The sequence below is a fragment of the Streptomyces decoyicus genome, assembly GCF_019880305.1.
GTDB lineage: Bacteria > Actinomycetota > Actinomycetes > Streptomycetales > Streptomycetaceae > Streptomyces > Streptomyces decoyicus.
The window spans coordinates 4,056,336-4,077,284 of record NZ_CP082301.1; the positions used below are offsets into that span (position 1 = coordinate 4,056,336).

17 protein-coding genes and 1 pseudogene are annotated in these 20,949 nt (G+C 73.1%); 9 read left to right on the plus strand and 9 right to left on the minus strand.

The genetic code is table 11. From position 1 onward, the window contains the following. Positions 1-458: 458 nt before the first annotated feature. Positions 459-1,733, minus strand: a complete 1,275-nt coding sequence (purD, locus tag K7C20_RS17725) for a phosphoribosylamine--glycine ligase (RefSeq protein ID WP_030086174.1) — start codon at positions 1,731-1,733, stop codon at positions 459-461. A gap of 294 nt (positions 1,734-2,027) precedes the next feature. Between purD and K7C20_RS17730 the strand changes: the two genes are divergently transcribed. Next, positions 2,028-2,792: an SLATT domain-containing protein gene (locus tag K7C20_RS17730; protein WP_030086172.1), complete on the plus strand. Its 765-nt coding sequence runs from the start codon at positions 2,028-2,030 to the stop codon at positions 2,790-2,792. A gap of 234 nt (positions 2,793-3,026) precedes the next feature. Here K7C20_RS17730 and K7C20_RS17735 read toward each other — a convergent pair whose 3' ends face one another. The 4 genes from K7C20_RS17735 to K7C20_RS17750 form a co-directional block, all read right to left on the minus strand. Continuing rightward, on the minus strand, positions 3,027-3,677 hold the full coding sequence (locus tag K7C20_RS17735; RefSeq protein ID WP_030086170.1) for a hypothetical protein: 651 nt from the start codon (positions 3,675-3,677) through the stop codon (positions 3,027-3,029). Positions 3,678-3,772: 95 nt separating this feature from the next. Beyond that, entirely contained in the window at positions 3,773-4,450 is a 678-nt protein-coding gene (locus K7C20_RS17740) for a GntR family transcriptional regulator (protein WP_030086168.1), read from the minus strand. 162 nt (positions 4,451-4,612) lie between these two features. Then, positions 4,613-5,992 carry an aspartate aminotransferase family protein gene (locus K7C20_RS17745; protein WP_400846740.1) on the minus strand — a complete coding sequence of 460 codons (1,380 nt, stop codon included), beginning with the start codon at positions 5,990-5,992 and terminating at the stop codon, positions 4,613-4,615. A 260-nt stretch (positions 5,993-6,252) separates the two neighbouring features. Beyond that, the gene (locus K7C20_RS17750; protein ID WP_053210147.1) at positions 6,253-7,047 is read right to left on the minus strand and encodes a polyphosphate polymerase domain-containing protein; all 795 of its coding nucleotides are present in this window, start codon (positions 7,045-7,047) and stop codon (positions 6,253-6,255) included. Between the two features lie 297 nt (positions 7,048-7,344). On the opposite strand from K7C20_RS17750, the pseudogene K7C20_RS17755 reads away from it, so the two are divergent. From K7C20_RS17755 to K7C20_RS17770, 4 genes and pseudogenes are all read left to right on the plus strand, one after another. Then, positions 7,345-7,830, plus strand: a pseudogene (locus tag K7C20_RS17755) (DJ-1/PfpI family protein); the annotation flags it as partial. Next, positions 7,827-8,330, plus strand: a complete 504-nt coding sequence (locus K7C20_RS17760; protein WP_048830011.1) for a MarR family winged helix-turn-helix transcriptional regulator — start codon at positions 7,827-7,829, stop codon at positions 8,328-8,330. The pseudogene K7C20_RS17755 and the gene K7C20_RS17760, both read left to right, overlap by 4 nt. Before the next feature lie 204 nt (positions 8,331-8,534). After that, positions 8,535-10,199 (plus strand): serine/threonine-protein kinase, encoded by a 1,665-nt coding sequence (locus K7C20_RS17765; protein WP_053210151.1) that lies wholly within the window; start codon positions 8,535-8,537, stop codon positions 10,197-10,199. Between the two features lie 206 nt (positions 10,200-10,405). Then, positions 10,406-12,220 carry a serine/threonine-protein kinase gene (locus K7C20_RS17770; RefSeq protein ID WP_053210146.1) on the plus strand — a complete coding sequence of 605 codons (1,815 nt, stop codon included), beginning with the start codon at positions 10,406-10,408 and terminating at the stop codon, positions 12,218-12,220. 59 nt (positions 12,221-12,279) lie between these two features. On the opposite strand, the gene K7C20_RS17775 is transcribed toward K7C20_RS17770, so the two are convergent. Then, positions 12,280-13,566 (minus strand): adenylosuccinate synthase, encoded by a 1,287-nt coding sequence (locus tag K7C20_RS17775; protein WP_053210145.1) that lies wholly within the window; start codon positions 13,564-13,566, stop codon positions 12,280-12,282. A 236-nt stretch (positions 13,567-13,802) separates the two neighbouring features. Between K7C20_RS17775 and K7C20_RS17780 the strand changes: the two genes are divergently transcribed. Then, positions 13,803-14,747 (plus strand): diacylglycerol kinase catalytic domain-containing protein, encoded by a 945-nt coding sequence (locus K7C20_RS17780; RefSeq protein ID WP_053210150.1) that lies wholly within the window; start codon positions 13,803-13,805, stop codon positions 14,745-14,747. A gap of 15 nt (positions 14,748-14,762) precedes the next feature. Here the strand turns inward: K7C20_RS17780 and K7C20_RS17785 are convergent, their stop codons facing one another. Next, positions 14,763-15,344 (minus strand): GbsR/MarR family transcriptional regulator, encoded by a 582-nt coding sequence (locus tag K7C20_RS17785; protein WP_030086145.1) that lies wholly within the window; start codon positions 15,342-15,344, stop codon positions 14,763-14,765. A 94-nt stretch (positions 15,345-15,438) separates the two neighbouring features. Here K7C20_RS17785 and K7C20_RS17790 point away from each other — a divergent pair, with 94 nt between their 5' ends. From K7C20_RS17790 to K7C20_RS17800, 3 genes are all read left to right on the plus strand, one after another. Then, on the plus strand, positions 15,439-16,392 hold the full coding sequence (locus K7C20_RS17790) for an ABC transporter ATP-binding protein (RefSeq protein ID WP_030086144.1): 954 nt from the start codon (positions 15,439-15,441) through the stop codon (positions 16,390-16,392). After that, complete coding sequence (locus K7C20_RS17795) at positions 16,389-18,029, plus strand: ABC transporter permease (RefSeq protein ID WP_053210144.1); 1,641 nt, start codon at positions 16,389-16,391, stop codon at positions 18,027-18,029. The genes K7C20_RS17790 and K7C20_RS17795 overlap by 4 nt, the downstream gene beginning before the upstream one ends. A 292-nt stretch (positions 18,030-18,321) precedes the next feature. Further along, a complete protein-coding gene (locus K7C20_RS17800) occupies positions 18,322-18,786 on the plus strand; it encodes a BP74-related protein (RefSeq protein ID WP_030086138.1) in 465 nt (154 codons plus the stop codon). Between the two features lie 86 nt (positions 18,787-18,872). Here K7C20_RS17800 and K7C20_RS17805 read toward each other — a convergent pair whose 3' ends face one another. Beyond that, positions 18,873-19,529: a response regulator gene (locus K7C20_RS17805; protein ID WP_053210143.1), complete on the minus strand. Its 657-nt coding sequence runs from the start codon at positions 19,527-19,529 to the stop codon at positions 18,873-18,875. Continuing rightward, positions 19,526-20,896 carry a sensor histidine kinase gene (locus tag K7C20_RS17810; protein WP_030086132.1) on the minus strand — a complete coding sequence of 457 codons (1,371 nt, stop codon included), beginning with the start codon at positions 20,894-20,896 and terminating at the stop codon, positions 19,526-19,528. The genes K7C20_RS17805 and K7C20_RS17810 overlap by 4 nt, the downstream gene beginning before the upstream one ends. Positions 20,897-20,949: the final 53 nt, after the last annotated feature.

The following is a 20,949-nucleotide window of genomic DNA, read 5'->3' on the forward strand; positions in this document are numbered from 1 at the left end:
CCTGATGGAGCCGGACGGAGAGAACACGGGACGGACGTACGAGAAGTGCGCGGTGTGTGGAGCGAGGGCGCTCCACCACCACTGTGGCACCGGCCACTGACATCGCAATGCCGGTGAGCCACTTGCCGGACGCCACCGTGGCAACCGTGCCGGATTCCGGCCCGGCGGCCACAGGACGCTTGCGCGGCACCCTAGTTGGGGGTGCGGGCCTCGTCAGCCGTATACCTGGTGCGGTCACTCGATGGAATGGCTTTGGGCAAAGCCGGGAACCTGCGGCGGGCAGGCGTGGGCGGTGGACGCCTCGGCCCGGTCTGCACCGGAAGGACAGGGGCATATGTCACCGTATGTGGCATATGCCCCTGGAGAGATGTCACAGACCGGAGCGGCCGCGCCGTGCGCGTCCGCACGTGCTGCGCGCGACGGGCCCTGTCCGGCGGAGGAGCAGGACCCGACAGGTGCTACGCGCCCTGCTCCTCGGCCGCCGCGTCCGCGACCTTGGCGGCGATGTCCGTGCGGTGCTGCGAGCCGTCCAGGGAGATCCGGCCGACGGCGCGGTAGGCGCGCTGCCGGGCGGTGGTGAGGTCGGAGCCGGTGGCGGTCACGGACAGCACCCGGCCGCCCGCGCTGAGCACCGCGCCGGCCTCGTCGCGCTTGGTGCCGGCATGCAGGACGTACGCCTTGGGGCCGTCCTGCTCCGCGACGTCGGCGAGCCCGTCGATCGGGTCGCCGGTGCGCGGGGTGTCCGGGTAGTTGTGGGAGGCGATGACGACGGTGACCGCCGCGCCGTCGCTCCAGCGCAGCGGCGGGAGGGCGGCGAGGGTGCCGGTGGCCGCGGCGAGCAGCAGTCCGGCGAGCGGGGTCCTGAGGCGGGCCAGCACGACCTGGGTCTCCGGGTCGCCGAAGCGCGCGTTGAACTCGATCACGCGCACCCCGCGGGAGGTGATCGCCAGGCCCGCGTAGAGCAGCCCGGAGAAGGGGGTGCCGCGGCGGCGCAGCTCGTCGACGGTGGGCTGGAGGACGGTGTCCATCACCTCGTCGACCAGCTTGGGGTCGGCCCAGGGCAGCGGGCTGTACGCGCCCATGCCGCCCGTGTTGGGGCCCTCGTCGCCGTCGTAGGCGCGCTTGAAGTCCTGGGCGGGCTGGAGCGGGACGACGGTCTCGCCGTCGGTGATCGCGAAGAGCGAGACCTCGGGCCCGTCGAGGAACTCCTCGATGACCACGCGGTCGCAGGCCAGCGCGTGCGCACGGGCCTCGTCGACGTCCTCGGTGACCACGACGCCCTTGCCGGCCGCCAGGCCGTCGTCCTTGACGACGTACGGCGGGCCGAAGGCGTCGAGGGCGACGTCGACCTCGGCCGGGGTCGTGCAGACATAGCTGCGGGCGGTGGGGACGGCCGCGGCGGCCATCACGTCCTTGGCGAAGGCCTTGGACCCCTCCAGCTGGGCGGCCTGGGCCGAGGGGCCGAAGACCGGGATGCCGCGGTCGCGTACGGCGTCCGCGACGCCCGCCACCAGGGGGGCCTCGGGTCCGACGATGACCAGATCGGCCGCCAGGCCGGCGGCGAGTTCGGCGACGGCCGTGCCGTCGAGGGCGTTGACCCCGTGCAATTCGGCCACCTCGGCGATGCCGGCGTTGCCGGGAGCGCAGTGCAGCGCGGTGACGTCGGGGTCGAGGGACAGAGAGCGGCACAGGGCGTGTTCGCGGGCGCCGCCGCCGATGACGAGGACCTTCACGGTGGCAGCCTAGACGAGAGCGCCGGGCGGCCGGACGTCGGCCGGGTCCGGGCGGCGGACGGGCCCGGGGCGGCTGGAAACCGTGCGTCGCCGCGGTGGCAACTCTTTCGGGTGAGATCCCGGGTGGCCTTATATCCGATCCCGCACCACTTCCGGGCGGAAAGAGCGTGATCGTGGGGCCGACGCCAGCCGTTCGGCGGTAGGAAGGGAGCTGTGCGCAACGGCCGTCTCGTACGTCACACGTCACGCATGCACCGCACGTATCCGTGGAGAGCAGAGAGAGGGAGTGCACGGGTGAGTCATCCGGAGATGCAGCCCGAGGGGCCCCCTCGGGAGGGCGGCAGCCCCATCCGGGAGAGCGGCAGCCGGGGCCGCGGCCGGAGGGATCTCGCGGGGCGGGTCTTTCCGCTCGGTGACTGGGGGGAACCGGCCGACCGCCTGGACGCGCTCTATCTCTGGACCGAGCAGGGCGCACTGCGCGCCGCGGACTGGTATCTGCGCGGCCGGCTGGCCAAGCGCCGCGGCGCGCGGGCGCTGCGGCTGGGTGTGGCGGCCGGGGTGACGGGGGGCGGGGTGCTTCCGCTGCTGGATCTGGCCGGGATCTGGGAGGGCGGGGCGCCCTGGGGTGCTCTGTCGCTGCTGCTGGCGGCGGTGTGCGTGGGCTGCGACCGGTATTTCGGGGTGACCGCCGGCTGGATGCGGGACCTGGCAACCGCCCAGGCGATCCACCGGCGGCTGGAGGCGCTTCAGTTCGACTGGGCGGTGGAGAGTGTGCGCGAGGTGCTCGGGCCGGCCGAGGGCACGGCGGGCGAGGCGGCGGAGCGCTGTCTGGGCGTGCTGCGGCGGTTCAACGAGGACCTCGGGGAGCTGGTGCGGGCCGAGACGGCGGACTGGATGGCGGAGTTCCGGGCCGGTCCGGTGCCGCAGGCCACGCAGTCGGTGGTGCCGTGGGCGGCGGCGCGGCAGGAGGGCACGGGGCAGCCGGGACGGTTCTTGCTGCCGCCGCCCGGTGCCCGCCCGAACATGCCGCGGCAGCGGCCGCCGGAGTCCCCGCGCTGAGCGCTTGGGGTGCTTCCCACGTTTTCGGCTGCTGCGCCGTGGTGGTTTCTCGCCGTTGCGCCTGCGGCGGGCCGGGTCCGCTGCGCGGGGCTGTGGGTGCGGTGACGGGCCGGGGGGGCCGGTGTGGGGGACTGCTTCGCTTTACGTCCCCCATACCGGCCCCTCCGGCCCGTCACTCCCGTGGTGGGTGGGATGTGGGCCGTGGGTGGAAACGGTGCGTGGTGGGATGCAGGGTCAGCTGAAGACGATCATGGAGCCCTGGCCCAGGCTTCGGGTGGCGGCCGCATGCAGGCCGAGCCACACGTGCCGCTCCCTGGCGAACGGGCTGTCGTCCAGGGGCACCGCGCCCGCCCGCTCCTCCAGAGAGGTGGGGCCGGCCGGCGGCGCGGGGGCGGCCGGCGGATTGGCCGGATCGATACCGAGGGATGGCGCAACCAGTTCGAGGTCGCGCAGCAGGCCGTGCGAGGAGCCCAGCGGGCCGCCGCCCTCCAGCAGTTGCTCGTTGGCGAGCGGATGCGGGAAGTCGACCGGGACGTAGGCGCCCGCGTGGTCGTAGTGCCACACCAGATGGGACTGCTGCGCGGTGGCCTCGAACATCTCCAGCAACTGCTCGTAGTCGCCGCCCAGTTCGTCGACCGGTGTCACTTCCAGGTTGCACAGCCGCAGCAGGTAGGCGCGGCGCAGGAAGTGCAGGGCGTCGTAGTCGAAGCCGGCGACCGGGGCGACGTCACCGGACAGGCCGGGCATGTAGCTGAAGACCGGGACCGGTGGCAGGCCCGCTTCCGTCAGGGCCTTGTCGTAGGCGGCGATCTCTTCGGAGAACGGGTTGTCGGGGCTGTGGCACAGCACATCGACGAGGGGTACCAGCCACAGGTCACATGCCACGAGTGCGGTCTCGCTTCCGGTCGGGAACAGGGACGCCGGCGCACGTACAGCTACGGGTACGGCCCATTACGGCCGATGGTCGGGACAGCGTAGTGCTAGCCGCGCGTTCCGACGAGAGCGAGGGAGTGCTCGTTGTACTCGGCGATCAGCCGCTGGGCCGCGGCCAGGTCGTGCTGGAGCAGGGCGTCGGCCAGCGCGCTGTGGCCCTGCCACAGATGGCCCCTGAGGTCGCCCTCACGGCGCAGCAGCGGTACCGCGAACATCCAGGTCTGGACGCGGATCCGGTCCAGGAAGTCGCTGATGTAGGCGTTGTTCACGATGCTGCTCAACTCGCGCCAGAACCGCAGGTCGTAGCCGATCAGGACGTCCAGGTCGCCGCCCCGCGCGGCCCGTTCGGCCTCGTCGGCGCGGCGCCGGATGGAGATCAGCACCTCGGCGGGGGTCTCGCGCAGCGCCCGGTCGGCGCCGCTGCGGAAGATGCCCTCGATGATCAGGGTGCGGGCCTCGACCATGGCGCGGAAGTCGTCGGCGGTGAAGGCGTGCACCTTGAAGCCGCGGTGCTGTTCGACGTCGAGCAGGCCCTGCGCGCACAGGTCGAGCAGCGCCTCGCGCACCGGGGTGGCGGAGACGCCGTACTGCTCGGCGATCTCCTTGACGGTGAAGGGGTGGCCGGACGGCAGCCGGCCTGCCAGGACCTCGTCGCGCAGTGCCTCGGCGATCTGCTGGCGCAGGGTGCTGCGTCGTATGACTGAGCTGTCTCCGCCGGCGGCCATCGTGTGCGTCTCCTTCGACGTCGCTGACCGCGCAGATGGGAGCGGCCCCCGCCCACGATAGGCGAGGGCCGCTCCTGGCTGCCGCCCGAGGTTACCGTTGGTCCGTCCCGTACCACGGCCGTGACCTGCGGTTCCGCTCCCCGGACGCGTCGCCCGGCGGGCTCAGACGGTGTGGGCGTCGGCCGCCGCCAGTGCCTCGTCGAGGGCGGCGAGGCCTTCCTTGGCCTCGGCCTCGGTGACCGTGCAGGCCGGGACGACATGCGTGCGGTTCATGTTCACGAACGGCCACAGCCCGCCGCGCTTGCAGGCCGCGGCGAATTCGGCCATCGGGGCGTTGGCGGCGCCGGCGGCGTTGTAGGGGACCAGCGGCTCGCGGGTCTCCTTGTTCCTGACCAGGTCGAGCGCCCAGAAGACGCCCATGCCGCGGACCTCGCCGACGGACGGGTGGCGCTCGGCGATCTCGTGCAGCGCGGGGCCGATGACCCGCTCGCCGATCTCGGCGGCGTTCTCCACGATCCGCTCCTCGGCCATCGCGTTCATGGTGGCGACGGCGGAGGCGCAGGCCAGCGGGTGGCCGGAGTAGGTCAGACCGCCCGGGTAGGGGCGCTGGTCGAAGGTCGCGGCGATCTCGGCGCTGATCGCGACGCCGCCCAGCGGGACATAGCCGGAGTTGACGCCCTTGGCGAAGGTCAGCAGGTCGGGGGTGACGCCGAAGTGGTCGGCGGCGAACCACTTGCCGGTACGGCCGAAGCCCGCCATGACCTCGTCGAGGATGAAGACGATGCCGTGGCGGTCGCAGATCTCCCGGACGCCGGCGAGGTAGCCGGCCGGCGGGACCATGATCCCGGCGGTGCCGGGGACGGTCTCCAGGATGATCGCCGCGATCGACTGCGGGCCCTCGAAGGCGATGGTCTGCTCCAGGTGCGCGAGGGCGCGCTCGCACTCCTGCTGCTCGTTCTCGGCGTGGAAGGCGGAGCGGTAGAGGAACGGGCCCCAGAAGTGCACGACACCGGCCGAGGCGGTGTCGGAGGGCCAGCGCCGCGGGTCGCCGGTCAGGTTGATCGCGGTGGCGGTGGCACCGTGGTACGAGCGGTAGGCGGAGAGCACCTTGGCGCGGCCGGTGTGCAGCCGGGCCATCCGGACCGCGTTCTCCACGGCCTCCGCGCCGCCGTTGGTGAAGAAGATCTTGTCGAGGTCGCCGGGGGTGCGCTCGGCGACCAGCCGCGCGGCCTCGGACCGGACGTCCACGGCGAAGCCGGGCGCGATGGTGCACAGCTTCGCGGCCTGCTCCTGGATCGCCGCGACGACCTTGGGGTGCTGGTGGCCGATGTTGGTGTTCACCAGCTGCGAGGAGAAGTCGAGGTAACGGTTGCCGTCGTAGTCCCAGAAGTACGAGCCCTCGGCGCCGGCGATCGGCAGCGGGTCGATCAGGCCCTGCGCGGACCAGGAGTGGAAGACGTGCGCGCGGTCGGCGGCCTTCACGGCGGCGCCGGCGGCCGGGTCGGCGGCAGAGGCAGCGGGATGCGTCTGGGTCACGGTCAGTACCTCGGATCGGGTCGCTCGGGTCCGCCGGGGGATGGGCGCGGCGAACGCCCTCAGCCTAGGGATCACGGTCCGCCGACCGGTACCGACACTGTGTATGGCGCTCACCACGCGCACGGACAGAATGTCTACGGGCTGTAGGAAACTCCAGGGGTCGGGGCCGGGCTGGGGGGTGGCCGGGTGGCGGCTGCCAGGCGGCCGCGGAAGGCCCGTGCAGCGCCTGGGCACCCGCCGTCGGACAGCGACCGCGGCACCCGCCGTCAGACGGCCGCGGGAAAGGCCGTGCGTACGGCTCGGCGCCAGTGGTCGGCGGTCAGGTCCGGGCGCAGCGCCGACAGGCCTCCGCAGTACTTGCCGAACGCGGCGGCCTGCACGCCGTACCCGTCGAGCAGCCGGTCCGCCTCGGTCAGGCGGCCGGTGGTCCTGGTCTCGACGAGGACCAGGCCGCCGTCGGCGCGGACCGTGCGGCCCGACTCCAGGTCCCGGCAGTGCAGCGCCGCGTCACAGGTGATGCGCCGGCCGTCGGCGACGAGGGTGGCCCGGGTGTAGTCGGTCTCCAGCGCGCGGCCCAGGTCGGTGGGGGCGTCGATGCCGTAGGCGCGGTCCAGTACGGAGGCGAGGAAGCCGCGCGGGGCCGCGCCGAGGGCCGGGTCGCCCGGCAGCAGCGGCTGCCGGTGCTTGACCGTCTCGCCGCGCCGCCCCGTCAGCTTGATCTCGAACTGCCGCTCCCCGGTGTCCTCGTACAGCCGCTCGCGGATCGTGTAGCGCAGCCGTCGGCCCTGCCGGTGGTCATGGAACAACCGCAGGTCAGGGGTGTCGTAGTGGACGGAGCGATAGCGGAACCAGCGGCGCCCGTTGATACACAGGGCCGCGAACGGGCCGCCCGGCCTGCGGTGGTCGGTGAGTTCGGCCGCGAAGGCGGCGAAGACCTCGACCGGGACGAGATAGCGGCGGTCGAAACGGGCGAGGAGTTCGGCCCGTGCCTGGACGTCGGCGAGCGGCACGGGGCGCGCGGCCATGGCGGCACGGGCGAGGGCACGTACGGCGGGATTCACACGGTCTCCTTGGCGGGCAGACAGCGGGCGGGGACGGGGGACGTGCGGGACCGGGGGGCGCGCTGTTCCGTTGTCGTGGCGTGCTGTCCGTGGTGCGCGTACGAGGTGTGCGGACGAGGTGTGCATACGGCCGCCGTGGTGGCGAGGTACGCGTACGACGTTCCGCGCCCCGGGAAAGTTCCGGGACGCGGAAACAGACATCCACGACCGTCGCGTCCCGGCCACCGGCGGCCCTAGGGGGCATCCGGGGCATCCGGGGGGCATCCAGAGGGCCACCCGGACGACACCCTTGAGTATCTCGCGCTCGACGCGCTGCGCCCCGAGGACAGTGCGCTGCTGGTCCTTCCCGGCGCCCAACTGTGGGACCCCGGAGAGGAGTTGGCGCCGTTCGCGGCCAAGGCCCGCGAGTTCCTGACGGCCGGGGTGCCGGTCGCCGCCACCTGCGGCGCGACCGCGGGACTCGCCCGGGAGGGCCTGCTGGACGACCGTCCGCACACCAGCGGCGCCGCCCCGTACCTCGCCGTGCAGCCCCACTACCGGGGCGGCGGCCACTACCGGGAGGCCGCCGCGGTGCGCGACCGCGGTCTGATCACCGCGGGACCGACCGAGCCGGTGGCCTTCGCCCGTGAGATCTTCGCCGAACTCGACGTCATGGAGCCGTCGGTGCTGGACGCCTGGTACCGCCTGTTCGCCCACTCCGACGCCACCGCCTTCCCCCTCCTGATGGCGGCGGAGGCGGCCCGCTCCGAGGCCGGAGCCGAGGCCGGAGCCGAGACCGTATGAGCGCGGCCAGGCCCGCCGGACGCCGGCCTTCCGGCCCCCCGCCCGGCGAACCCCGAGCCCCCGAACTCCTCAGCCGTACCGCCCTCGCCGTCTTCCGGCTCAACGGCCAGTTCCTCTCCGTCGCGGACGGACTCGCGGGCCCGGCCGGACTGACCGCCGCCTGGTGGCAGGTCCTGGGCGCCGTACTGCCCGAGCCGCTCCCCGTCGCCGGTATCGCCCGCGCGATGGGCATCACCCGCCAGAGCGTGCAGCGCATCGCCGACCTCTTGGTGGACCGCGGTCTGGCCGAATACCGGCCCAATCCCGCGCACCGTCGCGCCAAACTTCTCGCCCCCACCGACGAAGGCCGGGCGGTCGTCGCCCGGATCACCCCCGGCCATGCGGAGTTCGCCGCCCGCCTGGGCGAACAGCTGGGCGGACCGGGCGACTTCCGCCGGGTCACGGCGGCGCTGGAGGAGCTGTCGGCGGCGCTGGACGAGCTGTCCGGCACGGAGGCGTGAGGGGACGCCGGTCTGCCGGGTGCCGAGGTTCCCTCGATATCCTCAACTGCGGAGGGAGGGGCGGGGCGGCCCGTGTGTGCATGCGCCTGCGCTTCCTCGCCCGCAGGGCGGACTCGGGGGAAAGGGCGACCGATCGTGGAAGAGGCAGGACGGCCGAGACAGCCGGAGCAGCAGGGGTGGCCGGGGCGCGGGGGGCAGCCAGGGCTGACGCCACTGGGTGCGCAGGATCCGCGGCGGATCGGGGACTACCGCCTGATCGGGCGGCTCGGCGAGGGCGGCATGGGGCGGGTGTTCCTGGCCCGTTCGGATCGCGGCCGGACGGTCGCGGTCAAGCTGGTGCGTGCGGAGCTGGCCGGCGAGGAGGAGTTCCGGACGCGCTTCCGGCGGGAGGTGCGGGCCGCGCGGCAGGTCGGCGGGGAGTGGACCGCGCCCGTGCTGGACGCGGACACCGAGGCCGAGACCCCCTGGGTCGCCACGGGCTATATCGCCGGCTCGTCCCTGCAACAGGTCGTCGGCCGCGGCACCCCGCTGCCCGAGCGGACGGTACGGATCCTCGCCGCCGGACTGGCCCGTGCTCTGGGGTCGATCCATGCCGCCGGAATCATCCACCGCGACCTCAAGCCGTCCAATGTCCTGATCACCATCGACGGGCCGCGGGTCATCGACTTCGGCATCGCACGGGCGCTGGAGGCGGCCCCCGTCGGTGGCGTGACGCATACCGGCGCGACGGTCGGATCGCCGGGCTTCATGTCGCCGGAGCAGGTGCGCGGCGCACCGCTCACCCCGGCCAGCGACGTCTTCTGCCTCGGGTCCGTGCTGGCGTACGCGGCGACCGGGCGGCATCCGTTCGGAACGGCCGACAGCGTCGTGCACGCGGTGATGTTCCGCATCACCCAGGAGGAGCCCGACCTTTCCGCGGTGCCCGAGGGGCTGCGCGAACTGATCGCCGGCTGCCTGGCCAAGGACCCCGGGCAGCGGCCCACGCCCGCGCAGTTGGTGGCGCAGGCGGTGGGCGGCGGTGACGGGGGCGGGCCGGGCGCGGACGACGAGCCGTGGCTGCCGGGGGCGTTGACCGTCCGGCTGGGCCGGCACGCCGTGGAACTGCTGGAGGCGGAGAACCCACAGAGCGGGGAGAGCGCCCCGGGCGGTACGGGCCCGGCCGGCACACCGCCCGTGGCATCGTCGTCGCCCGCCGCCGAGGACCCCGGGCTGTGTGCGCGTCCCACCACCGTCTCGCCCACGCCCGCAACCGACCCCGCCCCGGCGACGCCGCCACCGTCTCCCCTGACGCAGGGTCCGGCGTCGCACCCGCCCCACGCCACCGCCGCACACCACCGTTCCGCGGCTCCGGCGCCCGCCGCGCCCCGGCGCCGTGGCGCCGGCACCGCCCTGCTCACCGCGGTCGCGCTGGTGCTCGCCGGGTCCGGTGCGGCCACCGCGTACACCCTGCTGAACGGGGACGACGACGGCGTACGGTCGGTCGACGCCAAGGTCGGTGCCGGAGGCGACAGCAGGGCCCAGGGGGCGGGGCAGCACACCGCGAACGGGCCGATTCCCGCGGACTACCTCGGCACCTGGGAGGCGACGCTCGACGACTCCACCGCCGAGGTCCGGCGCTTCACGCTCACTCAGGGCAAGGCCGGTGACACCGTGCTGACGATGACGGCGAGCGGGGAGTCCTACCGCTGCGAGTTCTCCGCCCCCCTGGCCCACGCCGGCCCCCCGGTCCGCCTCGGCCCCTCCACCGTCCTCAACGGACCGACCGACAGCTGCCGTCCCGGCTCGCCGAGCATTCTGGAGATGGTGCACGGCAAGCTGCGCCGCGCCTTCGCCGACGGGAAGGCGCTGTCGTACCGCAAGAGCGGCTGAGGGAGAGGCCCCTCGGAGAAAGGCCCCTCGGGGAGACGCCCCAAAGCCGTCGTCAACGCCCCGTTCGTTCCCCCGTCATGGGCCGATCGTTCTCCCGTCGTAACGATCTGTCGGCCATGGCGCGATCCCCGGCCGCCTACGCTCAGGGGACGCCTGCTGCCGGAACGCGCCTCAGGCACGGGAACGAGACGGGGGAGGGCGCCCGGATGGACGGCCTGCGGGGGCTGACGGCCGACGATCCGCAGTGGATCGGGGACTACCGGCTGCTCAGCCGTCTCGGCAGCGGCGGGATGGGACGGGTCTACCTCGCCCGTTCCGAGGGCGGCAGGACCGTCGCGGTGAAGCTGGTGAAGGCCGAACTCGCGGTCGAGGAGGAGTTCCGGGACCGCTTCCGTGCCGAGGTCGCGGCCGCGCGGCGGGTCGGCGGGCGCTGGACCGCGCCGGTGCTGGACGCCGACACCGAGGCCGCGGTGCCGTGGGTCGCCACCGGCTATATCGCGGGCCCCACGCTGAGCGAGGTCGTCGGCGGCTCGTACGGCCGCACCGGCAGCTACGGCCCGCTGCCGGAGCACTCGCTGCGGCGGCTGGCGTACGGGCTGTCCAGCGCGCTGCTCGACATCCACGGCGTCGGCCTGGTGCACCGCGACCTCAAGCCGTCCAATGTGCTGCTCACCATCGACGGCCCCCGGGTCATCGACTTCGGTATCGCGCGGGCCCTGGACGCGGTCGGCGACCAGACCCAGACCCGCACCGGCACGGTCCTCGGCTCGCCCGCCTTCATGTCGCCCGAGCAGGTCCAGGGGCACCGCGTCGGCCCGGCCAGCGATGTCTTCTGTGTGGGGTCGGTGCTGGCGTACGCGGCGACCGGGCGCCAGCCGTTCGGCGGCGTCGGCTCGGGCTTCCATGCGGTGATGTTCAAGATCGCGCAGGAGGATCCCGAACTGGCGGGCGCGCCGGACGGCATCCGCGACGTGATCCGGGACTGCCTGGCCAAGGACCCGGCGGCGCGGCCCGCCCCCGGGGAGCTCGCCGAGCGTCTCGGGCCGGTGCCCGGCGGCCCGTCGGCCCCGCCCTGGCTGCCGGCCGAACTGATCGCCCGCCTGGGGCGGCACGCCGTGCTCCTCCTGGACACCGACACCCCGCCCGGAGGCCAGCCGCCGACGGTGCTGACCACCAGGACCCTGCCGAGTCCCGCGCCGCCCCCGCCGCCCACCGCGGCGGAGCGACGCCGTCGCCGTCGATGGCTCCCCCTCGTCGCCACGGCCGTCGTCGCGGCCGCCACGGCCGCCGCCGCGGTCCCGCTGCTGAGCGGCGGGGCGGACGCCGACGCCGGCGCGTCCGACATCCCGGCCCGCTATGTCGGCACCTGGTCGGGGCCGGTGCTGCGGGACGGGACGCCCACCGGGCAGCAGCGGCGGTTCGTGATCACCCACGGCACGGTCGGCGAGGTGGTCGCGAACAGCACCAGCCTCGGGGCGACCTACGAATGCCGCAGCGACGGCAAGCTGGTGTCCGTCACCCGTCAGGACGGGCACCCGGCACTGCACCTGGACACCACGGTCGTCCGGTCCGTCCCGGCCGGCCGCTGCGCAGCCCTGGGCGAGCACACCCTGGAGGAGGGCGGCGCCGGCACCCTGACCTGGGCCGCGGCCGGGCGCACCGCGACGCTGCACCGCGTCGCCCCGGCCGACGGCACCGTCCCGGCCGGCTTCCTCGGCACCTGGCGGCGGCCGAACGACGACGGCTACGGCAGCCAGCAGCTGACCGTCAAGCAGGCACCGGCGGGCAGCACGGTCCTCAGCACCGTCGTCGTGGGCCGCGGCGGCCGCTGCACGGCGCACGCCGCCCTCTACGCGGCGGAGGGCGGCAAGCTGACCGTCGGCCCGTCGGTCGTCGACCGGGCCGCGCCCGGCTGCACACCGAGCAGCACCTCCGTGCTCAGTCTGGCCGGCGACGGCACCCTGCACCGCGAGTTCCTGGGCGACGACAAACAGCCGCGCGGCTACTCCAGGGTGAAGTAGCCGCGCGGCTGCCTGCTGCGCTGTGCCGGGGGACCGCGCAGGTCCCCCGGGCGGTGTCCCTACGACAGGAACGAGTTGATCTCGATCGTCTCGTCCCGGCCGGGGCCGACGCCGATCGCGGAGATCGGGGCGCCGGACATCTCCTCCAGCGCCTTGACGTAGGCCTGGGCGTTCTTCGGCAGGTCGGAGAACGACTTCGCCTTGGTGATGTCCTCGGACCAGCCGGGGAGCATCTCGTAGACCGGCTTGGCGTGGTGGAAGTCGGTCTGCGAGTACGGCAGCTCCTCGACGCGCTTGCCGTCGATCTCGTAGGCCACGCAGACCGGGATCTGCTCCCAGCCGGTGAGCACGTCGAGCTTGGTGAGGAAGAAGTCCGTCAGACCGTTGACGCGGGTGGCGTAGCGGGCGATGACCGCGTCGAACCAGCCGCAGCGGCGGTCCCGGCCGGTGGTCACACCGCGCTCGCCGCCGATGCGGCGCAGCGCCTCGCCGTCCTCGTCGAACAGCTCGGTCGGGAACGGACCGGCGCCGACGCGCGTCGTATAGGCCTTGAGGATGCCGATGACGCGGTTGATCTTCGTGGGGCCGACACCGGCACCGGTGCAGGCGCCGCCCGCGGTCGGGTTCGAGGACGTGACGAAGGGGTACGTGCCGTGGTCGATGTCCAGCAGCGTGCCCTGGCCGCCCTCGAAGAGGACGACCTTGTCGTCGTCGAGCGCCTTGTTCAGGATCAGGGTGGTGTCGACGACATAGCCCTTGATCTTGTCGGCGTAGCCCAGCAGCTCCTCGACGACCTGGTCGGCCTCGATGGCGCGACGGTTGTAGAGCTTGGTGAGGAGCTGGTTCTTGACCTCGAGGGCCGCCTCGACCTTCTGGGTGAGGATCGACTCGTCGTAGAGGTCCTGCACCCGGATGCCGACACGGTTGATCTTGTCGGCGTAGGTCGGGCCGATGCCGCGCCCGGTGGTGCCGATCTTCCGCTTGCCGAGGAACCGTTCCGTCACCTTGTCGACGGTGATGTTGTACGGCGTGATCAGATGCGCGTTACCGCTGAGCAGCAGCTTGGACGTGTCGACGCCGCGTTCGTTGAGTCCGCTCAGCTCGGAGAGCAGGACCGCCGGGTCGACCACGACACCGTTGCCGATGACCGGGGTGCACCCCGGCGAGAGGATTCCGGAAGGGAGAAGGTGCAGCGCGTACTTCTGGTCGCCGACGACGACCGTGTGGCCGGCGTTGTTGCCGCCTTGGTAGCGCACCACATAGTCAACGGACCCACCGAGCAGATCGGTGGCCTTTCCCTTGCCCTCATCACCCCACTGAGCACCGAGCAGCACAAGTGCGGGCACAGGCGTACACCCCTTCCGGGCGGGGCATGTCCAACGTGCGTGGATGGCGTCGGCGTGCGTGTTCACGCAGACGTCATCGCTAGAGCCGTCGGACCGGTGCCCCGGAATAGACGAAGCCCCTGGCGCAATAGCGCAAGGGGCTCTTGCACCGAGATGCTACCTGAGGAAGGACCGAGGTGTCGGCGCAGCCTTCTGGGCACTCTCCCGTGGACTCCGTTCGGGGGTACCCCCTGCTCGTGGTCATCGACCCGGTCGCCCGCAGTACGGACGGTGAGTCCGTGCGGATCGCGAAGGATGTCCTGTGCGCGGGCGCGGGGGCGAAAATCTGCCTTCCGGACGGGCCGGAGGAATTCGCGCGGATCCTGGCCCGGCGCGGCCACCGGCGGCCGGTGGTGATCGGTGACGACCGGGCGCTGCTGCGGGTGGTGGGCCTGCTGCACAAGGAACGCGAGCTGGCCGGGGTGCCGCTGTCGATGGTCCCGGTCGGGGCGCCGGCCGCCGTCGCGATGAGCCGCGCCCTGGGCATCCCCACGGACACGGTGGCCGCCGCGCGGGCCGTCCTGGACGGCGGGGAGCGGCCGATGGACCTGCTCACGGACGACAGCGACGGCATTGTGCTCGGCGGACTGCGGATCCCCTGCGGGAGCGAGGCGGCCCGGCAGGGTCACAGGATCGAGGTGGTGCCGGCCCCCTCGGTGGTGCCGGCGGATCCGATGGATGCCCTGGAGGGGCGCGACGGCCTGACCGGCGGCCTCGACGGGCACCGGCCGTGGTGGAAGCCGGCCGCGCGGACCGCCCGTACGGCGCTGGCGCTGCTGGCGGCGCCGGCCGCGGGGCTGGGCGGGCGGCGCGCACGGGTGCCGCAGCAGCGGCTGCGGATCGAGGCGGACGGGGTGCTGCTGGCGGACCTGGACCGGCCGGTGCGCGGGGTGTCGGTGGTGCCCGGCGGACGGCACCGGGCGGACGGGCCGTGGTCCGGCGCCGGTGACGGCGGGCAGCTGGCCGAGGTCGTGGTGCACTGGCCGGGCGGGGGCCGGCCGGTACGGGCGCGGGCGCGGGCGGTGACGGTGTCCGGCGCGGACTTCCACTACCGGGCGGACGCGGTGGTCGGCGGACCGGTCAGGACCCGTACGTGGACCCTCCAGCCGGCGGCCTGGCGGCTTCAGCTGCCGCGGGGGTGAGCGCCGGGCCGCGCCTCAGCGGGCGGCGTCGCCGTACTCGGCCCGCAGCTTGTCGCGGTGCTCGCGCCAGCGCTGCAGCATCCCGGCGAGTTCCGCCTGGAGGAACTCGAAGAAGACGAGCGTCTCGCTCATCCTGCGGCCCGCCGGGGAGTCCTCGCCGAGGCTCTCGACCCCCTCGCGCAGGGTGCCCTCCCAGCGCGTGAGGATGTTGTCCCGGCGCGCCATGGCCTCGTACCACTGGTCGCTGTGCACGCGGTAGCGGTCGCGGCGGGAGCCCGGCTCGCGCTCCCGGCTGACCATGTCGACCTGGGAGAGGTAGCGGATCGCGCCGGAGACGGCGGCGGGGCTGACCTGGAGGCGCTCGCCGAGTTCGGCGGACGTCAGCACGCCGGAGTCGGAGGCCAGCAGACAGGCGAAGACACGGGCGGACATGCGCTGCATACCGGCCTCGACCAGTTGCGCGGCGAACCGCTCGACGAACTGTGAGACCGCCTCGACGTCGCGCTTTTCGTCGCGCTTGTCCTCGGGCGTGACGTCGCCGGGATCCTGGGCGGCGTCCTCGGTCCGGTCCGCGCTCTGCTGTTGCTGCTCGCTCATATCCGCATCATCTCCCCTGATCAGAGCCACCCACCTCAACTTTATACGCTTTCTTAACTTCACAAATTTGTGAATCAAGCGTAATTTCCGAAGCATGACCAAGGCAATCTCTCCCGCTCCCGCGATCCGGGTCGACGGTCTCCGCAAGTCCTTCGGCCGCACCCACGCCCTGGACGGCCTCGATCTGCATGTCGAGGCCGGTGAGGTACACGGCTTCCTCGGACCCAACGGCGCCGGGAAGTCCACGACGATCCGCGTCCTGCTCGGCCTGCTGCGCGCCGACGGCGGCACGGCCCGGCTCCTGGGCAAGGACCCCTGGCAGGACGCCGTCGAGCTGCACCGCCGTATCGCCTACGTCCCCGGCGACGTGACCCTGTGGCGCAATCTCTCCGGCGGCGAGGTCATCGACCTCTACGGCCGGCTGCGCGGAGGACTGGACGGCGCGCGGCGTGCCGAGCTGCTGGAACGGTTCGAACTCGACCCCACCAAGAAGGGGCGGACGTACTCCAAGGGCAACCGTCAGAAGGTCGCCCTGGTCGCCGCGTTCGCCTCCGCCCCCGAGGTCGAGCTGCTCATCCTGGACGAGCCGACCTCCGGGCTCGACCCGCTGATGGAGGAGGTCTTCCAGAACTGCGTCGCCGAGGAGCGCGACCGCGGCCGCACGGTGCTGCTCTCCAGCCATGTGCTGTCCGAGGTGGAGGCGCTCTGCGACCGCATCAGCATCATCCGCAAGGGGCGGACCGTCGAGTCCGGCTCACTGGCAGAGCTGCGGCATCTGACCCGCACCTCGGTCGTCGCCGAACTCACCGGACCGCCCAACGGCCTGGCTACGCTCCCCGGCGTCCACGGCCTGTCCACGCAGCCGCTCCGGGGAAGCGCGGGCCACCGCGTCCGGCTCCAGGCCGACACCGACAAGCTCGACGCCGTACTGCGCTCGCTCGGCACCTCCGGCGTCCGCAGCCTCACGAGCACCCCGCCCACCCTGGAAGAGCTCTTCCTGCGCCACTACCAGGACGACGCCCGCAGCCACGAGGCGGTCGCACGATGACCGCCGTGGCCGCACCCCTCCCCGCACCCGCCGCCCGCTCCCGTCATCTGGCGGGCACCGGTGCCCTGTTGCGCCTCGCGCTGCGCCGCGACCGGGTGATGATCCCGGCCTGGGTGCTGGCCCTCGGCCCGGCCGTCGCCGCCATGGGCTCGTCCTTCGAGGCGGTCTACGACACCGCCGCCCAACGCGCCGGACTGGCCGCGTCGATGAACGGCAACGGCTCGATGCGCGCACTGTACGGACCGGTCTTCAGCGACTCCGTCGGTGGCCTGGTCGCCTGGCGGATGGCCGGCCTCGGGGCCGTCCTCGCCGCGGTGATGAGCCTGCTGATCGTCGTCCGGCATACCCGCGAGGAGGAGGAGACGGGGCGTCAGGAGCTGCTCTCCGCCGCCATGGTCGGCCGCCGTGCGCCACTGACCGCGGCCCTGCTGACGGCCCTGGCCGCCAACACCGCGCTCGCCCTGATGATCGCGGGCGGACTGGCCGGATCCGGTCAGCCGGCCGCCGGCTCCCTCGCGCTCGGCCTCGCCATCGGCTGCACCGGCCTGCTCTTCGCCGGTCTGGCCGCCATCGCCGCCCAGTTGACCGAGAGCGCGCGGCTGGCCAAGGGGCTGACCGGCGCGGCCCTCGGCCTCGCCTTCGCGCTGCGCGCCGCGGGCGACGCCGCCGATCCGTCGGCCGCCTCCCCCCTCACCTGGGTCTCCCCCATCGGCTGGGCACAGAACGTCCGGCCGTACGCCGGCGAACGCTGGTGGATCGCCCTGCTCTTCCTGGCGGCGACCGCCCTGGCCGTCCTCGCCTCCTACGCCCTGACCGCCCGCCGTGACCTCGGCATGAGCTTCCTGCCCGCCCGCCCCGGGCCGGCCGTCGCGCCACGCTCCCTGAGCGGCCCCTTCGGTCTGGCCTGGCGGCTTCAGCGCACCACGCTGCTGGGCTGGACGCTCGGCTTCCTGTGCGCGGGCGGGATCTTCGGCGGTATCGCCGAGGGCGCCTCCGACCTGGTCGGCGGCAATCGGCAGACCCGCGAGATCGTCGAGCGGATGGGCGGTCAGCAGGGCCTGACCGACGCCTTCCTGGCCACGATGACCGGCATGCTCGGCATGGTCGCGGCGCTCTATGCGGCCGGTGCGGTGCTCCGGCTGCGCGGCGAGGAGACCGCCGAGCGCGCGGAGCCGGTGCTGGCCGGCGCGGTGGGGCGGCTGCGCTGGGCGGGCAGCCATCTGCTCCTCGCGTACGCGGGCACCGCCGTCATCCTGGCCTCCGGCGGACTGGGCCTGGGCCTCGCCTACGGCCTCTCGGCCGACGACCTCGGCGGCAAGCTCGGCCCGGTCCTGGCCGCCGCCCTCTCCCAGGTCCCGGCCGTCTGGACTCTTACCGGGCCGGCGGTCCTCGTCCTCGGCCTGTTCCCCAAGGCCACCGGTGCCGTCTGGGCCCTGGTCGGCGGCTGTCTGGCCATCGGCTGGGCCGGCCCCTCCCTCAAGCTCCCCCGGTGGGCCATGAACCTCTCGCCGTACAGCCACCTCCCCAAGCTCCCCGGCACCGACGCCACCGCCGCCCCGTTCGTCTGGCTGCTGGCCCTCTCCGCCCTGCTCGCCCTCGCCGGCCTGGCGGGCCTGCGCCGGCGCGACATCGGCTGAGCCCCCGGCGGCCGGCCCTCCTGCGGCCGGCCGCCCCGTATACGTGCGCCGCCGGAGCTGTAGCGGACTCCGGCGGCGCACTTCTGTGTGGGACGCGCATCGGCCCTGCTGCATTCACCCCGCTGCGTCCACAGGCTGTGGATACAGCACAGGAATCCCTCGGGCGCCAGTCACTCTTCGCCATTTCACCTGGCCGCGCGATAACCCGTAGTAACTCTGGAGCAGTCGGTGACATACCCGTTACTTTCCGTACGCACGGTCGTGACCACGACCCGCGGCACCGGAGGGGTTCATGCGACGCATCACCACCAGGATCGGCATGCTCGCGGCGGCGGCACTGCTCGCCGTCACGGCGGCCGGGCCCGCCCAGGGCAAGCAGGCGAGCGACGCCGCACACCGCACCCAGGCCGAATCGGCGGCCTACTTCGTGATGACCGACGTCACCCGCGAGGAATTCGTCATCAAGCTCACCGACCCCCGGAAGATCCAGCATGCACGGGACCTGCTGAGCGGCGCGTCCAGCTCGGAGCCGCATGTCATCGGCCGGATCGACAAGCGCCCCGCCCCGTACAACTGGCGCTGGAGCTTCCATCTCCGCCCGGACACGATCGACTTCTTCGACTTCGCCATCGAGGTCTGTGACGCCACCACGCCCTATGTCGAGGAGCATCTGGACGAGGCCGGCGGCCCCTTCCTCCCCGGGCTGATCTGGTGCCCCTGGACCTCGAAGCTGGTGCGGGAGGTACCCCAGCCGTAAGGCCCCGGTCCCAGCCGCCGGCCTCGTCCGCCGGCGGCCTCGGGGCCTCGGGGCCTCGGGGCCTCGGGGCCTCGGGTGCGGCGGCCTCAGCCCCCGGGCGTCACCAACCGCGCCTCGTACGCAAAGACCGCCGCCTGCGTGCGGTCGCGCAGCCCCAGCTTCACCAGGATGCGGCTGACATGCGTCTTCACCGTGGATTCGGCAACGACGAGATGCTCGGCGATCTCGCCGTTCGAGAGGCCCTGGGCGACCAGCACCAGCACCTCGGTCTCGCGCTCCGTGAGATCGGCGATGCGCTCCTGGGCGGGGGCGCGGGGGGTGCCCAGCCGGGAGAACTCCGAGATCAGGCGCTTGGTGACGGTGGGGGCGAGCAGGGCCTCGCCGGAGGCGACGATGCGGACGCCCTCGGCGAGCTGGCCCGCCGAGGCGTCCTTGAGGAGGAAGCCGCTGGCCCCGGAGCGCAGCGCTTGGTAGACGTACTCGTCCAGGTCGAAGGTGGTCAGCACCAGCACCTTGGCGTCCGCGTCCGCGGCCACGATCTCGCGGGTCGCCTCCAGGCCGTTCATCTCCGGCATCCGGATGTCCATCAGCACGACATCGGGCTTGAGGACCGCGACCTTCTGCACCGCCTGGCGGCCGTCGACCGCCTCCCCGACGACCTCGATGTCGGGCATGGCGTTGAGCAGGACCGAGAAGCCCTCACGGACCATCACCTGGTCGTCGACGATCAGTACTCGGATCATGGCCGCATCCCCCCGGACGTGTTCCCCGCCGTTGTGTTCGTCACCGGGATGAACGCCGCGACCTCGAAGCCGCCGTCCGCGGTGTTGTCGGCCGTCATCTCGCCGCCCAGCATCTGCACCCGCTCCCGCATCCCCAGCACCCCGTGGCCCGCGCCGGGCGAGGGCTTGGCGAGGCGGCTCGGCGCACCGTTGACGATACGCACGCCCAGCCCGCCCAGCACATAGGAGATCTCCACCCGGGCATCGGCGCCCGGCGAGTGCCGCAGCGCATTGCTCAGCGCCTCCTGCACGATCCGGTACGCGGACAGCTCCACGCCCTGCGGCAGCGGCCGGGGCGCACCGGTGGTCACCGCCTCGACAATCAGCCCGGCGCTGCGGACGCTGGCGAGCAGCGCGTCGAGGCTGTCGAGCGTCGGCTGCGGGGCCTCCGGATCGCTCTCGGCGAAGGCGTCCGGGTCCGCGGAGCGGACCACACCGAGGATGCGGCGCAGCTCGGCGAGCGCGGCGACGGCGTTCTCCCGGATCGTCGCGAAGGACGTGGCGAGCTCGGGCGGGGTGTCCTTGACGCGGTACGGCGCCGCCTCGGCCTGGATGGCGATCACGGACATGTGGTGGGCGACGACATCATGCAGCTCACGGGCGATCAGGGCGCGCTCCTCCAGGAGCGTGCGGCGCGAACGCTCCTCCGCGGTGGCGGACCGGGTCGCGAGGACCTGGCGGCGCTCCTCGCGCCAGGCGCGGATCGCGGCGGCGGAGACCAGCACCACACCGCAGAAGACCGCGACCGGCGGCAGATCGCCCGAGTCCTTGCCGAGGAGAGCGGTCAGCACGGCCGCCGTGGCGAAGGTGACCAGCCACATCTCGACGGCCATCCGGGGCCGGGTGCGCAGCACCACCAGGACCATCACGGCGAGGTGGGTGGGGAAGGCCACCGCCCCGACGACGCTGGCGAACGGAGACGAGAGGGCCGCGTAGGTGACCGCCGACACGACGAACGCGCCCACCGACAGCCAGTAGGCGCCCACCGGGCGGAAGAGCGTGAGCATCGGCCCGGCGGCGACCAGCGCGCTGAAGCCGGTGCCCAGAATGCCGCGCAGCGCGCCGGGCCCGGAGGTGTCGGTGAGGGTCCCCAGGAAGACACACACCGAGAAGAAGCCGACGACGAAGTGCGGCATCCAGCGCGCCCAGTGCCGCAGCCGCTGCGGCAGGAACGGCAGCCACCGGGACACCTTGGCGTCCTCCAGCGGCGGCATCGGACGGAAGGCGAAGGCGCCGACGAACAGGTCCTGGCGCAGCCGGTGCAGCGCGCCATGGGCTATCCGGGCCTCTGAGCGCAGGTGGCTCTGCGACTGGGTCGTGTCGTTCACGCTGACAACGGTAAGCAACCGGCGGGCACCCGGGCGTCCCCACCAGTGAGGAT